The following is an 18,175-nucleotide window of genomic DNA, read 5'->3' on the forward strand; positions in this document are numbered from 1 at the left end:
CTGTCGGGATGTTGCCGATAGTGCATCACATCACCAACACGACGTCCGCGGCTGACACGAACTGTAACGCGTTCGGGACTGGTGTCGCGCCATACGCCGGAAATTCCGCCGCGACACTAGAACGCGTTACATTTTTCTCGTACTGTGGGTGCAGTCACATATAAGCACGTGCATGCGAGAGGGTCGACAGGAATGAAGACGAAGGGCGCGATCCTGTGGGGGATCGACCAGCCGTGGTCGGTGGAGGAGATCGAGATCGGCGACCCGGTCGCCGGCGAGGTGCAGATCCGCATGGAGACCGCGGGCATGTGCCACTCCGACCACCACATCGTGACCGGCGCGACCCCGATGCCGTCCTTTCCCGTGATGGGCGGGCACGAGGGCGCGGGCGTGATCACCAAGCTCGGTCCGAACTGTCCGGCCGACCTGCAGGTCGGCGACCACGTGATCCTGTCGTTCATCCCCGCCTGCGGCCGCTGTCCGGCCTGCGTTGCCGGGCACATGGCGCTGTGTGACCTCGGCGCGGGACTGCTGCTCGGCCAGGCGATCAGCGACGGCACCTACCGCATCCAGGCCCGGGGCGAGAACGTCATCCCGATGTGCCTGCTGGGCACCTTCGCGCCGTACATGACGGTGCACCACACCTCGGTGGTGAAGATCGATCCGAGCATTCCGTTCGAAGTGGCCTGCCTGGTCGGCTGCGGTGTGCCGACCGGCTTCGGGTCGTCAACCCACGTCGCCCAGGTATCCCCCGGCGAGACCGTGGTGATCGCGGGCATCGGCGGCGTCGGCATGAGCGCGCTGCAAGGCGCTGTGCTATCGGGAGCCTCGAAAGTCGTTGCCATCGATCCGAATCCGTGGAAGCGCGAACAGGCGCAGAAGTTCGGCGCCACGCACACCTACGAGAGCATGGCCGCCGCGATCATGCCGCTGATGGAGGCCACCGAGGGCCGGATGGCGGAGAAGGTCATCCTGACCATGGGCGAGATGCACGGCGAGTACATCGAGGAGGGCCTGATCCTCACCGCGAAGGCGGGCACCCTGGTGGTCACCTCGATGGGCCGGATGGACGAGAACGACGTCAAGCTGAACAGCTTCCTGCTGTCCATGCTGCAGAAGACGGTGAAGGGCTGCATCTTCGGCGGTGGAAACGCCCGCCAGGACGCGCCGCGCCTGCTCGCGCTGTACAAATCCGGCCAGCTCAACCTGGACGACATGGTGACCCGCAGCTACTCCCTGGAGCAGATCAACCAGGGCTACCAGGACATGCTCGAGGGCAGGAACATTCGCGGCATCATCAAGTACACCGAAGCCGACTGGTGATCGCGGAGACTCAGTTCTGACCCCGCTCGGCCAGTTCGGTGGCGATCCGCGCGATCAGCTCGTACGGGACCGGCTTGCCGAGCGGGAATTTCAGTGTCCCCTTGCCCGCTCGGTACGGCTCGAGCGCGCGCTGCAACGCCGGGTCGCCGTCGGGTATGGGGTAGAGGCTCACGTGCTGCTTCCAGCCCGCGAAATGAACGACGTTGTGACCGTGTAGCCGAAACGTGGGAATGCCGTAGCTGATCGCCTCGGTCGCATCCGGTAGCGCTGTCCGAATGGTGCGCCGGATCCCTTCGAGGATGCCCCGCACGTCATCGGGGAACTCGGCGAGGTATGCGTCGATGGTGGTCGGCTGTTCTGCCACGATGTCCCCTCGATTCCACGATGGTTTACCGGTGGATACTTCGCTGAGCTGGGCGCCATGAGTGTATGCAGCCAACTCTGCCGAACCTGCACCAGCCGTGACGGTTCGGCGCGCCGCTCGCCGCCACCACGGTGGGGTTCCGGACCGGTGAGGTCGCGTATTCAATTGTCGACTTCATCATGATCCGGCCCGGATCAGCCTCGTCGCCCGGCCCGGCCGGGTGGATTGCCGCGGCGTCGATCAGGTCCAGCAGCACTGCTCCGGCGAGAACCCTTGGTAGACGGGTGCTGTCGGCCACCTAGTGCTCAGTGCGTTCGTCGAGAAGCGGCAGTATCAGTTCTCCGGTGAGCAGATTCATCACTCGTCCTCCGGGTCCGCGTCGGGCCGGGTCCAGGCCAGGATCATCGTCGGGGTGCAGCCGCCGACGAGCAGCGCGGTCAGCAGCATCACCCCGCCCGCGTAGGCCGCCTGGATATTGCCGAGGTCGGTGAACCCGCCCACGACGATCAGCCAGATCGCGGGAATCATCGCCAGCGTCTGTGTGAGGGTCAGCCCCACCGAGCGAGCCGCGTTGCGCTGCTCGATCTCCCATTCGTCCAGGGCGCCGACAGGCGCGTCGGCTTGGCGTCCAGAGACGATCTGAAGCGAGATCCACAGCGGAAAGAACACCAGACAGGCCGGCGCCCACAGCAGGGGTCCCCGCTCCAGACCGCACGCGATCAGCACCGCGACGACCGCCAGGGCCAGGAACATCGTCGCGAGGGCCACCACCAGCAGCCGGCGTCGGCGACGCGTCCGCCACCGCGGCAACATGTGGGCCCAGCGCTCGGCGTAGAACTCGAACCGGCGTGTCCGGCGAGCCTGGTAGCGCTCCAGCAGATTCGGGTGCGTCATCGACTATCCCCTCCGTCGTTCCGGTAGACCGCCGTGGACAGCGGCGCGAATTCCTCCCGCGAGAACACCGCCTCGACCGGCAGCCCGAACACCTCGCAGATCCGCAGCGCCAGATCCAGGCTCGGATAGTGATCGCCCCGCTCCAGCGCCCCGACCGTCTGCGGATTCACCTCGATCGCCTCGGCAAGCTGGACCCGGCTCATTCTCCGCTCGGCACGTAACACCCCGATGCGGTTGTAAATGGGAAGATTTTTCCCACGTCTCACGGGACTCATGCAACAAACTGTTGCATAAACCCAACAGTCCGTCAACGCTGGAAGCAGCCCGCAGCGCTGCTGCCCCCGGTGCTCAGACTCGGCAGCGCAGCAGGGCTTCGCGCAGGTTGCGGCTGCGGACGTCGTCGAGGACGGCGAGCCCGAGCCGGTTCATCGTGTAACCGAAGCCCAGACCCGTTGTGGGGTCGGCGAATCCGAACGAGCCGCCGAGTCCGGTTGTGCCGTAGGCACGCTTGTCCGAGCCGAAGCGGAACGTGCCGCGCGACTTGCGGAAACCCAGGTGGTAGCGGCTCTTGGTGTGCAGCACCACGTCATTGGCGGGGACGTCGTCGGCGGTCTCGGCCGCGGCGAGCCGGTCCAGCAGCGCGTCGTCGATCGGCAGTGCCCCGGTGCGGGCCGCGGCCGCGCCGTAGATCTCGGCCAGCGCGCGGGCGTTGCCGACGCCGTTGTGCCCGGGCAGTTCCACCTCGAGGAATTCGCGTCGCGCCGCTCGTGCCGGGGCTCCGCAGCGCGGATTGGTCAGCGCCGCGTAGGACAGCCCGCGTTTGGCGTAGACCTCCGCGCCGATCCGCAGCGGGATATCGCGCTCGTAGCGCAGCATGTCCAAGCCGCGAGTCGCGGACAGCGTGGCGATCCGGTCCATGCTCTGCTCGGCGGGCAGGCCGATGAAGAAGTCCAGGCCGAGCGGTGCGGCGATGTCCTCGGCGAAGATGCGCCCGAGCGTTCGGCCCCGCTGGTCCACCCGGCGCAGCAATTCGCCCTGGTAGAGCCCGAGCGTGATCGCGTGGTAGCCGTGTCTGGTGCCGGGCCGCCAGGCCGGTTTCTGCGCGGCCAGAATGGTGGCGAGACCGTCCAGATCGGCGATCTGGGGCAACCGGACGATTTCGCTCAGGCCCGACAGCCCGGCTTGGTGGTCGATCAGTTGACGCACGGTCACCGCGTCCTTGCCGTGCACGGCGAACTCCGGCCAGTACTTCGCCACCGGCTGCTCGTAGTCGAGCAGGCCCTTGCTGACCGCCGCGGCGACGGTGAACGCCGCCATGCCCTTGGTCGAGGAGAACACCGGCACGATCGTGTCGCGCTCCCACGGCAGCGTGCGACGCCGATCGCGGAAGCCGGCCCACAGGTCCACCACCGGGCGGTCGCCCGCGTACACCGCGACGGCGGCGCCGATTTCGCCGTGCCGGGCGAAGTTGCGGCGGAAGGCGTCGGCGACCGGTCCGAAGCCGGACGCGACGTCGCCGTGAACAGTGGGCTTTTCACTCATGGTGGGTCGATGGTACTGCGGCGGCTCTCGTAGGCTCGCAGGGTGCGATCACTCGAGCGGATTCGGGAATGGCCGGTTCGGCACGCGGCGGCGGCGGTGGTCACCGCGGACGGCGGGACCATGAGCGACGGCGATGTCGACCGGGTGTTCCCGCTCGCCTCGGTGACCAAGCCGCTGGTGGCCTACGCCGTTCTGGTCGCGGTGGAAGAGGGTGCGGTCGAACTCGACCAGCCCGCCGGGCCGCCCGGCGCCACGGTGCGTCATCTGCTGGCGCATGCCTCCGGACTCGCGTTCGACACCACCGACATCCAAGCCGCCCCCGGCGCCAAGCGGATCTATTCGAGCGCGGGCTTCGAGGTGCTCGCGGAGTTCGTCACCGAGCAGACCGGGATCGCGTTCGACGAGTACCTGCGCGACGCGGTGTTCGCGCCGCTGGGGATGGCGGCGTCGGTGCTGGCCGGTTCCGCCGGGCACGCCGCACGGTCCACCGCCGCGGATCTGAGCCGCTTCGCCGCCGAATTGCTGAACCCGCGGTTGATCTCCGCGCAGACGCATGCCGAGGCCATCTCCGTTCAGTTCCCTGGGCTGAACGGTGTGCTCCCGGGCTACGGCTCGCAGCGTCCCAACGACTGGGGACTCGGCTTCGAAATCCGCGACGGGAAGACGCCGCACTGGACTGGTGGCACGAATTCGCCACAAACCTATGGACATTTCGGCCAATCCGGGACATTTTTATGGGTTGACCCTCGAACGGGTTTGGCGTGTCTCGCCTTGAGCGACGAGAATTTCGGCGACTGGGCGCGAGCGGCCTGGCCACCGCTCAGCGATGCGGTCATCGCGGAGGCGGCGGCCGCTCGCAACACGGCTGTGAAGTAACACGCGTAACTTCGGGCACTCCAGTAGACTCGGGCAACGCCAGTTCGATGAGTCGTTGGGGAAGACGTTCCTCGTCGAAGCTGGAGGTGTTGGTGGTGCGCGCATCGAGTCAGTTCGCGGACGCGACGGCGGGTGTGGTCTACATCCACTCGTCGCCTGCCGCGCTGTGCCCGCATGTCGAGTGGGCACTGACCTCGGCCCTGGGCGCCCCCGCGAAACTGCGCTGGACCGCGCAACCGGCCGACGGACAGCTGCGCGCGACCAGCGAATGGATCGGCCCCGTCGGCACCGCCTCCCGGATCGCCCAATCGTTGCGGTCCTGGCCGGTGTTGCGCTTCGAGGTAACCGAGGAGCCCAGCGACGGCGTGGACGGCGAGCGCTACAGCTTCGTCCCCGGCCTCGGTCTCTGGCACGGCTCCACCAGCGCCAACGGCGACGTCATGGTCGGCGAAATGCGCCTGCGCGCCATGCTGCAAGCCACCCGCGAACTGGGCAAGTATTCCGCCTATGACCTGGCCGCCGAAATCGACCGCGCCCTCGGCACCGCCTGGGACGAGGACCTCGAAATCTACCGCTATGGAACGGAATCCGGCGCCGAGGTCACCTGGCTGCGCCGCGACGTGGGATAGGTAGCGGAGTTCGGCCGCTCGGTGCGTCGCTACGTCGACGTGCCGAACGCCGCTGCCGTGGACTGGGTGGACGCCACCCGAATCCAGCTCTCCGCACCGCCGCACGGTATCTCCCCGGTGAATGCTGTGCGGTGAGCGGCGGGAGCAGTCCGCCGCGCCCGATCCTACTGTTGCTACCCATTAGCTCGCCTAGCGGCGTTACTCTTGAGCGGGGAAGGTGCGGCGGGAAGGAGATGGCGTGGGCCAACTGCTATACGCATCGGGTAGCCGCCGTGTGATCGCCTTCGGTTGATCTCGAGCTACCGATGCACGAACCGATCGATCCGGTTGATTCAGCTGAACGGACCCGCACAGCTCTGGTCACTGCGGTGGCGCGGTTCGCCGAGGCGTGGGCCTCCGGGTTCCCACCCGACCTGTCCGAGTATCTGCCTCGTGGACCGGCCGAGCGGCGTACGGTACTCATCGAACTGATCAAGATCGACCTCGAATACCGCTGGGTTCGCTACCACTTTCCCAAACGACTGATCGAATACCGCGCCGAATTCGCCGAGCTGCGCGATGGTCCGCTTCCGGACGCGCTGCTGTACGAGGAATTCCACGCGCTGCGCCGCGGTTCGCCGGAACCCGATTCGGCCACCCTGTCCGCCGAGGTCACCGCCCAGGCGGCCGACTCGGAGTTCGCGCAGCTCACGAGCGAGTACCGGAGCACGATAATCGCTCGTCCAAGTGCTCGAGTCTCGCTCGACGCCATCAACGTCGGCGACCATGTCGATGACTTCGACCTCTTGATGAGAATCGGTGCCGGCGCGTTCGCCCAGGTGTATCTCGCTCGGCAGCAATCAATGCAGCGACTGGTCGCGGTCAAGATTTCCCATAACCACGGCATCGAGCCGCAGACCCTCGCCCAATTGGACCACGAATACATAGTGCGCATTTTCGACCAGCGGCTCATCGCCGATGGCGAGCTGAGGCTGCTCTACATGCAGTACCTACCCGGGGGAACGCTGCTCGACGTGCTGCGCTTGCTGCGCTCGACGCCTGCCGAACAGCGCAGTGGCCACGTGCTGCTCGACGCCGTCGACGAACAACTTGCCGATAAGGGTGAGGTTCGGCCTGCCGAATCGGCTATCCGGGCACGGACCGCCACGCTGACCTGGCCGGAGACCGTCGCCTGGCTGGGCCGCCGACTCGCGGACGCCCTGCAGCATGCCTCCGAACGCGGAGTGCTGCATCGGGACATCAAACCCGCGAACGTGCTGCTGAGCGCCGAGGGAATTCCGAAGTTGGCCGACTTCAACGTCAGCTTCAGCCAACGCGTCAAAGGCACGAGTCCGCTGGCGTACTTCGGCGGATCACTGGCGTACATGTCGCCCGAACAGCTGGAGGCCTGCCATCCGGACCTGCCGGGAACCGCCGCCGACCTCGACACCCGCAGCGACCTCTTCGCGCTCGCGGTCATGTTGTGGGAGTTGCTGACCGGGCGCCGCCCCTTCGCGGACGAAACGTCCGCAGGCGAGTCCGAGACGTCGCTGGCCCGCATGCTCGAACTGCGGCGCAGACCCGTCGATCCGGCGTTCCTCTCGGAGCTTCCACCGGATTGCCCCATGGCGCTGCGCGGGGTGCTGCTGAAGTGTCTGTCGCCTGACCCCGAAGACCGCTACTCGTGCGGTTCGGAACTGGCCCAGCAGCTCGACTTGTGCCTCGAGGAGAGGGCTCGCGATCTCGTCTATCCGTTGCCGAGCAGTTGGCGGGCACGGCTTTCGCGGTGGTCCATCCCCATTCTGTGGTTATCTTCGCTGGTCGGCATCAGCGTCGCGTCGGCCTACCTGGCTGTGCATACCCACGCGCTGATCAGAGGGCTCCTGTCCGATGCCACCAACGCGCGGCTGGATAGGGGCGTCATGGTTTTCAACCTTTGGGCCTGGCCGCTGGCCGTCGTCATCTGGGGATACGTATCGCGTGATCTGATCGCGGTTCCGCGCGGCCTGCGCGACGGCAGACGCTACGACGAGGCACTGCTTGCTCGGGTGCGATCCCGGACACTGTTGTGGGGGGACTTCTGCGCGATGCTCACCTTTCTGTTCTCGGTTGCCGCAACCGTGGCGGGGGTGATGCTGCTGCACTGGTTCACCGATCTTCCGACGCGGTTGCTGGTGCATGCGGCGACGACAGTTCTGGTGTCGGGGACCATCTCCGTCGCTTACACGTTCTTCCTTTCGACGTTCTACATCGTCCGCTGTGTCTATCCCATCTATCTGCGCCATGGCCGCACGACAGCACACGACTTCGCCGATCTGCACGCGTTGCGGCGAAGAACCACGGTCTATCTCGCGGTAACGGCGTCGGTGCCGCTGGTAGGGGTACTGGCCGGATTCAGCGCCGGCCTCGAGCCCGCGGAGCTTCCACTCGTCCGCGACTCGGTGCTGGGACTGTGCGCGGCCTCCGGGCTCGCATTTGTCGCCGTCTATTGGTTGTTCCGGAAACTGGACGCAGACTTGCGCGCACTCCAGCGGGTGGTCTAGCGCAGCAGCCGGCTGCGAAGTCGTCGTCGGAGCTGTACACGGCCGTACCCCTCCCGCCGCTGGTTCGATCGGTCAAGCGTAGCTGGACGATTCCCGCCGTAGATGGGCGAAATGAATTCTCGCATCACCAATTCGCCGAGCAGGGGAGTGACTGGGATGAACGGGGAAAACAGCTGTGCGACCGTGTCGTTGCGGCCGAATTCGCGGGTTTCCCGCATGACGCACCGGAATATGCGATGGGTGTGGTGGAGCTCAGAGGACGATGCAGCGGCACCGCGCCTGCCGCGTCGGTGAGTGCCCGCGCAAGACGGCTGCCTGGCGGGCGCTGCTGGAAGCGGGGCGGATTCGACCGGATGCGGGTCGGCAACGGTAGGGCCGGGGCCGCTTCACTCCGGTCGGTGGGCGAGGACGGCGAACATGGTGACCGAGAAGTGATAGTCGCCTCTCGCGATGCCCGCTTCCATCGCAGTGTTCAGGTCGAGGCGCTCCCGCTCGGTGATCACACCCTGAGCGAGGGCGCCATCGATCATCTGCGCGAACAGCGGGCGGGCTGTTTCCGGATTCCAGATCACCGCCTCCGAGCCCATGTCGTCGATCGTGAAACCGGCAGTGGCGAGCAGGCCGCGCAGGCGTCGGCCCGACTTGGGGTTGGGGGTGCTCGCGAGCATTGCTGTCGACAGGCGGGTGAGTACCTCGTCGTTGCCGGGATGGGTGATCGCGGTGTGCCAGTCGCTGTCGATGAGCAGCACGCGTCCGCCCGGCCGCAGAACTCGGGCGATTTCGGCGGTGGCGGCGGCCGGGTCGTCGAGGTGCTGGTAGACGCGCTCGCACCGCACGGCGTCGAACGAATCGTCCGGAAACGGCAAGTGGTAGGCGGTGCCCTCGAGGAACCGGGCACGCGAGCCCACGGCCTCGGCGCGCGCACGGGCGACGTCGAGCATGGCGGGATTCGGATCGACCCCGACCGCGTCCCCGTCAGGACCGACTCGGTCGGCGAAGTTCAGTACTTCGGTGCCTGTTCCCGCGCCTATGTCCAGCGCACGCTCGCCGGGCGCGACGGCCAGGGCGTCGTGCCCCCATCGACGCATCCGCTGGATGCCGGGTAGCGCTGCCTGAAGGTCGAGGATGCCGACCAGCACCGCCATCGGGTCGTCGGTGGGAGATCCGTCTCCGGCCGACTGGGTGCGATCGAAAGGAATCGCGTCCGTATGGAACGACGGGGTGGGGCGGGGCGACGATGCGGGCGTGCTCGGCATGCCCCGACAGTAATCCCGGCGGCAGGCGCCTGCGCGGGGCCACGTCGGCCGAGGACCACGACTTCCTCGATCGCGCTGGCGGCCAGAGCGGCCACGGCGTGATCGGCCATATCGGTGGCGGCGAGCTCCGCGGGGTCGGCGACCAGGAGGCGCGCGATGTCGAGGGCGACGTTTCCGTTGCCGACGACGACGGCACGGCGGCAGGAGAGGTCGAACGTGCGGTCGACGAAGTCCGGGTGGCCGTTGTACCAGTTCACGAACTCGGTTGCCGACGCGCTGCCGGGCAGGTCCTCGCCGGGGATCCCCAGGCGGCGGTCACCGGAGGCGCCGTAGGCATAGACGACGGCGTGGTGTGCCGCGGCGAGCTCGTCGTGGGTGATGTGGGTTCCGACCTCGACGTCGATGGCGTCGGCGATCTGCGGCGGCACCAGGTGTAGCCGGCGGTCAGGAGTGCGCAGGCGATGTTCGACGCTCGGCCGCAGCGGTCCGAGGTCCAGCCCGGCCGGGTGGGCGAGCAGCCGGCGCACGCTCAGTCGGTAGCGGCCTCCGCGCAGGAGCAGGTCCACCAGCCGGCGCGGCGGTGTCCGCAGCCGAATTTCGGTGGCCAGGGCGGGCCTGCTGAGGCGACGGCGCAATACCTGCGTCCGGCCGCCGCCGAGGTGGCGTTGGTAGGCCGAGCCGAGGTCGCGGAAGATCTCCCAGTCGTGCCGCGCGCCGTGCGGCTTGGGCAGCACCGCGGGAGAGTATTTCGCGGTATTGCGGACGGCGAAGGCCCGGAAAACCAAGTCGTAGTGGTCTCGTTCCAGCGCGCTGGTCGGCGGCAGGATGACGTCGGCGTGGCGAGTGGTCTCGTTGAGGTAGAAGTCCACACCTCGGCAGGCTCACCGACCTGCTCTACCGCCACCTGATTTCCACCGGCCTGCTGGCGCCCGCCACCAGCCGTCGAGGTGGCGGTGGAGCTGGGCGACCACGTCTTCGAGGTGGCCCACCAGCGCGGCGAGGAGGGTGACGCGCTGACCGAGGAAGGTGGGATCGCCATCACGCGCTACTTGCAGGTCTATGCGGGTGCCCGCCGGAATGACGGGCAGATCATGCTCGGTGGCCAGGAGATCCCCGCCGATCCGATGGCTTCGGCTGGTTCATATGCGCAGGCGTCGCCGTCGGAATCCCTCGTACCACGCTCATCGTCCAGGTTCTGCGAGACGCCCGTCCAGTCCGAGCTGTGCGCAGGCCATGAGGGCGACCTCGAGTTCGAGCCGATGTTCGGTGACGGGGTGGCCGAGGATTTCCTCCGCCTTGCGGACTCGGTAGTGGACGGTGTTCTTGTGGACGTGCATGCGGGCGGCGGCATCGGTGAAGCTGCCGCGTGCGTCGAGGAAGACCTGCAGGGTGTCGCGCAGCCGGGCAGTCGGCTCGTCGTCGTGCATGAGGTCACCGAGCACTCGATGTGCGAAGGCCCTGACTTCCGGCAGGTGGTCGAGCAGCAAGCCGGCCAGGGCGATTCGGGAGTGGAGGGTGAGCTGGCGGTCGGCGCGAGTGTTGGCGATGGCGACGCCGCGGGCGCGTTGTGCGTCGCGGAAGGTGCGGCGGAATCCGTCCAGTCCGGAGCCGGGTTCACCGATCGCCATGCGCAGGGCGGGTCGCCGGCGCAGTTCGGTGTCGAGCCGGTCGGCGTCGAGGGTGGGTTTGCCGCTCGACGAGATCCACGCCCAGCAGTTCCGTTCGTCGATGGTGATGATCAGCGGGGCTTTTCCGGTGGCCGCCGCCAGCATCGCCGTGCCGGTGCGCAGTAGGCCGCCCGGATCGGGCGAGCCCGGCGGCACCCAGATGATGATGGCGAGGTGCCAGCCGCGCAGGGGGGTCGCCAGCATCTGTTCGGCGGAGGCCAGATCGAGTTCCTCGGTGTCGAGTACGGCGCGGATCTGGGCGGCGCGGGTGGCGTCGGAGCGAGCGTCCCAGCGGCGGCGTTCGTTGTCGTAGATATCGACAAGGCCCTCGATGACCTGGTCGATGTAGCTGTTGACCAGCAGTGCGATCCGGCTCGTCGCCGCCAGGGCCTCGTGCGTGGTGCGGTCCAGTGCGCGCAGGGTCGTCATGGCCTGTTGCAGGAACATGTGCTCGCCGAGGCGGTAGGCGCGCAGGAGCGCTTCCAGGGACAAATCGTGCTGGGCGAATCGGCGGGCGTATTCGGCCGCGGCGGGCGGCACCGTGATGTCGTCACCGGAGATGCCCAAGGACAATATGTCGAGGATGGCGACCAGATTGGAGGAGGTGCTGGCGACCATCAGCCGACGCACCTCGTCGTCGTGCCGGAACTCCGGGATCACCTCGCTGAACATCGAGGTCATCTCGACGGTGAGGCGCTCGAGGTCGGCTTTGATGCATACCGCGACGTCGCGCACGAGCGGGTCCACGCTGGCACTCATATCCGGACAGTAACCGACGGCTCGGTCCGGTTCGGTCGTATCCGGAAACCGTTTGTGCCGGCAGCACAAAGCACTCCGAAAACTCTGGGACACCGGCCCGTAGTCCACTGTGCGAACAATATCTACCGTTTTGGGTGTAATACCGATCACGCCGCGACTCAATGGTGAGGAAATCGTGCACCACATCGCCGAATTGCCGGATATCAGAGCCGCCCGTATGCCGGCCGGGCCCTGTATCGCGGATGACCGTGAGCAGTTGGACAATCAGACCTTTGCGAAACGCGTCCACGCGGCGGCGACCGTATTGCGTGAGCGTGGAATTCGCTCCGGCGATGTGGTCGCGGTGGTACTGCCGAACCGCCTGGAATTGGTGATCATCCTGTTTGCCGCGTGGCGGCTCGGAGCCGCGGTCACGCCGATCAATCCGGACCTGACCTACGACGAAGCCCGCTTCCAGGTCGAAGATTCCGGCGCCCAGGTGGTGATCACCGAGGGCGGCCGAGGCATCGGAACGCTGGACGTGGCCGATGTGACCGGAGGGCCGGACGGCGCGGACGGCGTCGCCGTCGATTCCGCCGCCGGGTCGGATGCGCTGGCGCTGATCATCTATACAAGCGGTACGACCGGGCGGCCGAAGGGAGTGATGCTGGATCACGGCAATATCGCCGCGATGTGCGGCATGCTGGTCGACGCGCTGAAACTGGACGAGACCGAGCACAGCTTACTGATCCTGCCGCTGTACCACGTCAACGGCATCGTGGTGAGCGTACTGTCGCCGTTGCTGGCCGGCGGGCGGGCGACCATCGCGGGCCGCTTCTCCGCGTCGACCTTCTTCGATGTGGTCGAACTCGTTCGGCCGACCTACTTCTCCGCGGTGCCCGCGATCTACGCGATGCTGGTGTCCCAGCCCGAACGACGCCGTCCGGATACCTCATCGTTGCGGCGGGCGATCTGCGGGGCCGCGCCGATGCCGGCCGAGTTGATCGCACGCTTCGAAAGCCGGTTCGGGTTGCCGATCGTCGAAGGCTATGGGATGTCCGAGGGTACCTGTGCCTCAACGCTGAATCCGCCTGCGGGGCTTCGGAAGCCGGGTACGGTCGGGCTGCCGCTTCCCGGGCAGACGGTCGCCACCATGGATCCCGGCGGGCATCTGCTCGATGACGGATCGCTCGGTGAGGTGGTGGTCCGCGGCCCGAACGTCATGCGCGGCTATCTCGGGCAGCCCGAGGCTACAGCGCGTACCATCGTCGACGGCTGGTTGCACACCGGGGATGTCGGACGCTTCGACGCGGACGGTTACCTGGTGCTGGTCGACCGGATCAAGGACATGATCATCCGCGGTGGGGAGAACATCTATCCCAAGGAGATCGAGAACGTCCTGCACGCCCATCCAGAGGTGCTCGAGGCCGCGGTGGTAGGGGCGCCCGATCCGGTCCTGGGCGAGGTTCCGGTCGCTCATGTCGTGCCGTTGCCCGGCTCAGCGGTCACCGTGGCCGAACTGGACGAGCACTGCCGCCGGTCACTGGCCCGCGTCAAGGTGCCGGTATCGATCTTCCGCACCGATTCGCTACCCCGGAATCCCGTGGGGAAGATCGACAAACGAAAACTCCGCACACTCGCGGCGAGCTCGTAGCGGATAAAACATCCGTCCCCTGATTCGTAATTCTACGATTACCGGGATTTCGAATGCGGACCGCGCATGTCCGAAATCCCTGTCATGAAAGGTTCCGGCAATGGGATTCAAAGAGGCGGACTTCCCGCCGGTCGATCTGGAGACATTTCTCGACAAACCGCTCATGGAGCGTATGAAAGCGCTGGCACTGCATTGGGTGGAATACGGCTTCGGTACGCCGAAGATGATTCACACCATCTACATGGTCAAGGTGGCGCTGCTGTACGTGCTCGGCGGTGTCGCGTTGGTGACCTGGACCTCCGGCGTCGGCCCATTCTGGGACGTCGCGCACTGGTGGAACCAGCCGATCGTGTACCAGAAATTGATCCTGTGGACCGTGCTGCTGGAGGCGATCGGCATCGCCGGGTCCTGGGGTCCACTCGCCGGGAAGTTCAAGCCGATGATCGGCGGCATCCTGTTCTCGGCTCGGCGGGGTGCGATCCGGTTGCGGCCGTGGAAGTGGGTGCCGTTCACTGAGGGTGACCGCCGCACGGCCGTGGATGTGCTGCTGTATCTGGCCTTTCTGGCCAGCCTGCTGGTGCCGATCCTGCTCCCCGGAGTGCCGAGCGCCTCGCTGAGTGCGGCGCTGCCGGACAACACCTCCGGTCTCGTGCAGCCGACCTTGCTGATCGCGCCGATCGTGCTGTACGTGCTGTGCGGGTTGCGGGACAAGACGATCTTCCTCACCGCCCGCGGTGAGCAGTATCTTCCGGCGCTGGTGTTCTTCGCGGTGCTGCCGTTCGGCGACATGATCATCGCCGCGAAGCTGCTGATCTGCGCGGTGTGGATCGGGGCGGGAGTGTCGAAGTTCGGCTACCACTTCACCAATGTGGTGTCGGCGATGACGTCCAACGGCCCCGTCGTTCCGTTCAAGGCGGTCAAGCGGCTGTACTACCGGGACTTCCCGGGCGACATCCGGCCCTCCAAGCTCGCATCGCTCACCGCGCATGTCGGCGGTTCGACGGTCGAGATCGGCGCACCGCTGGTGCTGCTGTTCTCCACGAACTACTGGGTCACCCTGGCCGCGGTGGTGTTGATGGTGGTGTTCCACCTGACGATCATCTCGATGTTCGCGCTGGCGGTGCCGCAGGAGTGGAATGTCATCTTCGCCTACCTGACGGTGTTCCTGTTCCTCGGCTTCCCCGCCTGGAACGGCTACGCCGTCACCGACATGTCCTCTCCGTGGCTGAGCGTCGGGCTCGTCGCGGCGCTGGTGTTCTTCCCGATCCTGGGCAACCTCCGCCCCGACCTGGTGTCGTTCCTGCCCTCGATGCGGCAGTACGCCGGAAACTGGGCCTCGGCGCTGTGGGCTTTCGCGCCCGGCGCGGAGGAGAAACTGAACTCGCTGCCGCACCGCCCCACCACGAATCAGGTGGACCAGTTGCAGGCCATGGGCTACCCGCCGGTGGTCGCCGAGATCACCTTGCAGCAGACCATCGCCTGGCGATCCATGCACAGCCAGGGCCGCGGCCTGTTCTCCCTGCTTCTGAAGCACATTCCCGACATCGATCGCTGGACCGTGCGCGAAGCCGAATTCGGCTGCAACTCGGTGATCGGGTTCAACTTCGGCGATGGACACCTGCACAACCTGGACCTGATCAATGCGGTGCAGTCCCGGGTCGGATTCAACCCGGGCGAATGGATCGTCGTCTGGGTCGAATCGCAGCCGATCCACCAGGGCACCCAGCGATACCAGGTGATCGATGCCGCGCTCGGCGTGATCGAACGCGGTACCTGGCGGGTCCGCGACGCAGTGGAAGCACACCCGTGGCTGCCCGACGGCCCGATTCCGCTTCAGGTCAGCTGGCGCCGTGAGGAAGCGTTCCAGGCTTTGCGCCCGAAACCCGAACCCGAATCGGAAATGGCGCGATAACGCCTGCAACCCAGCAGTTTTCCGGAAGGAGATCCGATGAGCAGCGGCGTCGTCGTCGGCAGTGGCCCGAACGGGTTGGCGGCCGCCATCACCCTGGCCAGGGCCGGCGTCCAGGTCACCGTGCTGGAGGCAGCCGACGAGATCGGCGGCGGCACCCGGTCGAGTGAGGCGATCCTGCCCGGGCTGTTGCACGACCACTGCTCGGCCATCCACCCGATGGCTGTCGGATCGCCGTTCCTGCGAAACCTCGACCTGGAGCGCTACGGGCTGCAGTGGGCGTGGCCGGAGATCGACTGCGCCCACCCGCTCGACGACGGCTCCGCCGGCGTCCTGTATCGCTCGGTGGCCGACACCGCCGGCGGACTCGGCGCCGACGAACGGGCCTGGCGGTTGCTGTTCGAACGACCCGTCGCCGCCTACGACCGGATCGCCGGCGACATCATGCGGCCGTTGCTGCGCCTGCCGCGCCATCCGATCAGCCTGGCCCGTTTCGGGATTCCCGCGCTAGCCCCGGCCACCGTGCTGGCTGGGCTCTTTGCCACCGAACAGGCCCGCGCGCTGTTCGGCGGCGCCGCCGCCCACGCTTTCCACCCCTTACACCGGCCGCTGAGCGCCAGCATCGGGCTCGGCATCCTCACCGCGGGCCACCGCTATGGATGGGCTGTCGCCGTCGGCGGCTCGCAGCGCATCACCGACGCCCTGGCTGCCGTCCTCGCTGATCTCGGCGGCAAGATCGAAACCGGAGTCCACGTCCGGTCCGCCGCCGACTTGCCGCCCACCGACCTGACTCTGTGGGATGTCACCCCCACGGCGGTCGCCGACATCCTCGGCGACCGGCTGCCACCACGAATCCTCGAGGCCTACCGGCGATTCCGCTACGGACCGGCGGTGTTCAAAGTCGACTTCGCCGTCGAGGGCGGCGTCCCCTGGACAGCCGAACCCGCCCGCCGCGCCGGAACCGTGCATCTCGGCGGTACTTTCACCGAAATCGCCGCCACCGAACGCGACATTGACAGCGGGCACCTGCCCGACCGCCCGTTCGTCCTGGTCGGCCAGCAATACCTCGCCGACCCAGGACGTTCGGCCGGTTCTGTGCACCCGGTCTGGACCTACGCCCACGTCCCCCACGGCTACACCGGCGACGCCACCGCGGCGATCATCACCCAGATCGAACGCTTCGCACCCGGCTTCCGGGACCGCATCATCGGCACCAGCGTACGAACCACTACCGAATTCGCCGCCTACAACCCGAATTACGTCGGCGGCAATATCATGACCGGCGCCAAGAACATCCCACAACTGCTGTTCGGGCCACGAAAAAGTTTGCATCCCTACGACATCGGGATCCCGGGACATTACCTGTGTTCCGCGGCTACCCCGCCCGGTCCCGGCGCACACGGCATGTGCGGAGCCAACGCCGCCGCGCGCGCACTCGATCGCCTGCGCAAGTATGCCCGTCCGCTCCAGACGGTGCCGGGGTAGTCGTATCCGGACATCAATATCAGCGCCGCGAAGACCTTTGCCGATCGGATCGATGGAGCGATTGTCATTCCCGCTGATGTCACCCACCAGGCCCACGGGCAAATTGTGTGATCGGTTGTGCTGTGATCGGGAAACCCATTGTGAAAGCCTGGGCGGATCTCCGCGACAGGTTGATTCCCCTCACGAAGAGCGCTGCGGAAGTCCGGGCAACTCCACCGCGCCGGGCCGCGGAACACCTTCGGTCCGGAGGTTCTGCACTACATGCAGCCGACGAATCGAATGCGATGAGGGTCGCCGCCGCGTCCCCCGGCGAGCAAGGTCCGCAACCTCATCCCGGTTCGTCGGGAGCCGACTTTTCGCACTCGGGCAATGCTGAACCGCAACTTCCTGTTCGGCGGCGGCGCGGAGAACTCGAGAGGCTCAACGAACAGATCGCGAGGGAGCTGACTGAGCGCCACGGTATAGAGGTGTATGGCTTCGGCATGCCGGGCGTCGATACGGGCGCGGTCCGCGAAATCGTTACTGCCCTGGACGAGATGCTTGCCAAGTACCCGCATACCAGAATTTTATCGGTGGAGATCGGTGACGTCGAGGGAGGTATTGCTCGGGCATTTGAAGATAGATTACCTTATACCGATATCAAGGCTACCCGGATAGCCTTCTCGAAGAAGTACGCCACAGATCTGGCGCGACTGTCAGAAGATGTATCGGATGCGGTGCGGAGGGGGTACTTTCTCCCGAGATCTGAAGGTCCGGTGTACAGTGCAATAGTTCATGAATTCGGCCATGCGCTAACTTATGCAGGCCGGTCGGATGCCGTTGGCAGAGCTGACTCCCATTTGTTCGATTATTATCTACGGACCTACGGCAACGAGCACTCGGGAGGCGACGTAACCGAGTCATACAGAAATTGGCGTGACCAGCTGAGCGGATACAGTTTCTGGAAAGGGGATTTCCATCCGATCGAGGCCTTGGCCGAGGCGTTCGCCGATGTCGAGCTGAATGGCGACCGTGCTAGTGAACCCGCGCAAGTGCTGCATAAACTGCTGGTGGACACGGCCGAGTCGGAGTGGCGGAAAGAAGGGCTGATTTGAGGGGTAGAGGATTGTCTGCCGATCAGGTTAGACGTAACTTCGATACAAGCCTGGCCCGCGCGTTGGACGGGCTGGCTCCAGGATCTCACACGGGTCTGGGGCCCCATGTGGAAGGCGCGTTGATCGCGATAGCCTCGGCATACCCAGCAGCCAGTGATGAGCTCATCGCGAAAGCCCGGCGAGAGTTCGCTCGGGAATTGGCCAGACTCGAGCATGGGAGCA

14 protein-coding genes and 1 pseudogene are annotated in these 18,175 nt (G+C 66.3%); 8 read left to right on the forward strand and 7 right to left on the reverse strand.

Features of this window, described 5'->3' with window-relative positions:
* The first annotated feature begins 192 nt into the window (after positions 1–192).
* Complete coding sequence (locus AB0M45_RS28130) at positions 193–1,323, forward strand: NDMA-dependent alcohol dehydrogenase (protein WP_364335383.1); 1,131 nt, start codon at positions 193–195, stop codon at positions 1,321–1,323.
* Between the two features lie 10 nt (positions 1,324–1,333).
* Here AB0M45_RS28130 and AB0M45_RS28135 read toward each other — a convergent pair whose 3' ends face one another.
* From AB0M45_RS28135 to AB0M45_RS28150, 4 genes are all read right to left on the reverse strand, one after another.
* A complete protein-coding gene (locus AB0M45_RS28135) occupies positions 1,334–1,687 on the reverse strand; it encodes a DUF1801 domain-containing protein (protein ID WP_364335385.1) in 354 nt (117 codons plus the stop codon).
* Positions 1,688–2,044: 357 nt separating this feature from the next.
* Positions 2,045–2,581, reverse strand: coding sequence for a hypothetical protein (locus AB0M45_RS28140; protein ID WP_364335387.1), 537 nt, complete (start codon positions 2,579–2,581; stop codon positions 2,045–2,047).
* Entirely contained in the window at positions 2,578–2,856 is a 279-nt protein-coding gene (locus AB0M45_RS28145) for a helix-turn-helix transcriptional regulator (protein ID WP_364335389.1), read from the reverse strand. The genes AB0M45_RS28140 and AB0M45_RS28145 overlap by 4 nt, the downstream gene beginning before the upstream one ends.
* A 73-nt stretch (positions 2,857–2,929) precedes the next feature.
* On the reverse strand, positions 2,930–4,123 hold the full coding sequence (locus AB0M45_RS28150) for a serine hydrolase domain-containing protein (protein ID WP_364335391.1): 1,194 nt from the start codon (positions 4,121–4,123) through the stop codon (positions 2,930–2,932).
* 42 nt (positions 4,124–4,165) lie between these two features.
* Between AB0M45_RS28150 and AB0M45_RS28155 the strand changes: the two genes are divergently transcribed.
* From AB0M45_RS28155 to AB0M45_RS28165, 3 genes are all read left to right on the forward strand, one after another.
* Positions 4,166–4,999, forward strand: a complete 834-nt coding sequence (locus tag AB0M45_RS28155) for a serine hydrolase domain-containing protein (protein ID WP_364335393.1) — start codon at positions 4,166–4,168, stop codon at positions 4,997–4,999.
* Between the two features lie 95 nt (positions 5,000–5,094).
* The gene (locus AB0M45_RS28160) at positions 5,095–5,628 is read left to right on the forward strand and encodes a DUF3145 domain-containing protein (protein WP_364335395.1); all 534 of its coding nucleotides are present in this window, start codon (positions 5,095–5,097) and stop codon (positions 5,626–5,628) included.
* Between the two features lie 368 nt (positions 5,629–5,996).
* On the forward strand, positions 5,997–8,150 hold the full coding sequence (locus AB0M45_RS28165) for a serine/threonine-protein kinase (protein WP_364335397.1): 2,154 nt from the start codon (positions 5,997–5,999) through the stop codon (positions 8,148–8,150).
* A gap of 386 nt (positions 8,151–8,536) precedes the next feature.
* On the opposite strand, the gene AB0M45_RS28170 is transcribed toward AB0M45_RS28165, so the two are convergent.
* From AB0M45_RS28170 to AB0M45_RS28180, 3 genes and pseudogenes are all read right to left on the reverse strand, one after another.
* The gene (locus AB0M45_RS28170) at positions 8,537–9,238 is read right to left on the reverse strand and encodes a methyltransferase domain-containing protein (protein ID WP_364335399.1); all 702 of its coding nucleotides are present in this window, start codon (positions 9,236–9,238) and stop codon (positions 8,537–8,539) included.
* 194 nt (positions 9,239–9,432) lie between these two features.
* Positions 9,433–9,807, reverse strand: a pseudogene (locus AB0M45_RS28175) (ferredoxin); the annotation flags it as partial.
* A 780-nt stretch (positions 9,808–10,587) separates the two neighbouring features.
* A complete protein-coding gene (locus AB0M45_RS28180; protein WP_364335401.1) occupies positions 10,588–11,832 on the reverse strand; it encodes a helix-turn-helix domain-containing protein in 1,245 nt (414 codons plus the stop codon).
* A gap of 217 nt (positions 11,833–12,049) precedes the next feature.
* Between AB0M45_RS28180 and AB0M45_RS28185 the strand changes: the two genes are divergently transcribed.
* From AB0M45_RS28185 to AB0M45_RS28200, 4 genes are all read left to right on the forward strand, one after another.
* Positions 12,050–13,465 (forward strand): AMP-binding protein, encoded by a 1,416-nt coding sequence (locus AB0M45_RS28185; RefSeq protein WP_364335434.1) that lies wholly within the window; start codon positions 12,050–12,052, stop codon positions 13,463–13,465.
* Between the two features lie 100 nt (positions 13,466–13,565).
* Positions 13,566–15,377, forward strand: coding sequence for a DUF3556 domain-containing protein (locus AB0M45_RS28190; protein ID WP_364335403.1), 1,812 nt, complete (start codon positions 13,566–13,568; stop codon positions 15,375–15,377).
* Between the two features lie 36 nt (positions 15,378–15,413).
* A complete protein-coding gene (locus AB0M45_RS28195) occupies positions 15,414–16,859 on the forward strand; it encodes an NAD(P)/FAD-dependent oxidoreductase (protein ID WP_364335405.1) in 1,446 nt (481 codons plus the stop codon).
* Between the two features lie 284 nt (positions 16,860–17,143).
* The gene (locus AB0M45_RS28200; protein ID WP_364335407.1) at positions 17,144–17,953 is read left to right on the forward strand and encodes a hypothetical protein; all 810 of its coding nucleotides are present in this window, start codon (positions 17,144–17,146) and stop codon (positions 17,951–17,953) included.
* Positions 17,954–18,175: the final 222 nt, after the last annotated feature.

Source organism: Nocardia sp. NPDC051787, assembly GCF_040681325.1.
Lineage (GTDB): Bacteria > Actinomycetota > Actinomycetes > Mycobacteriales > Mycobacteriaceae > Nocardia.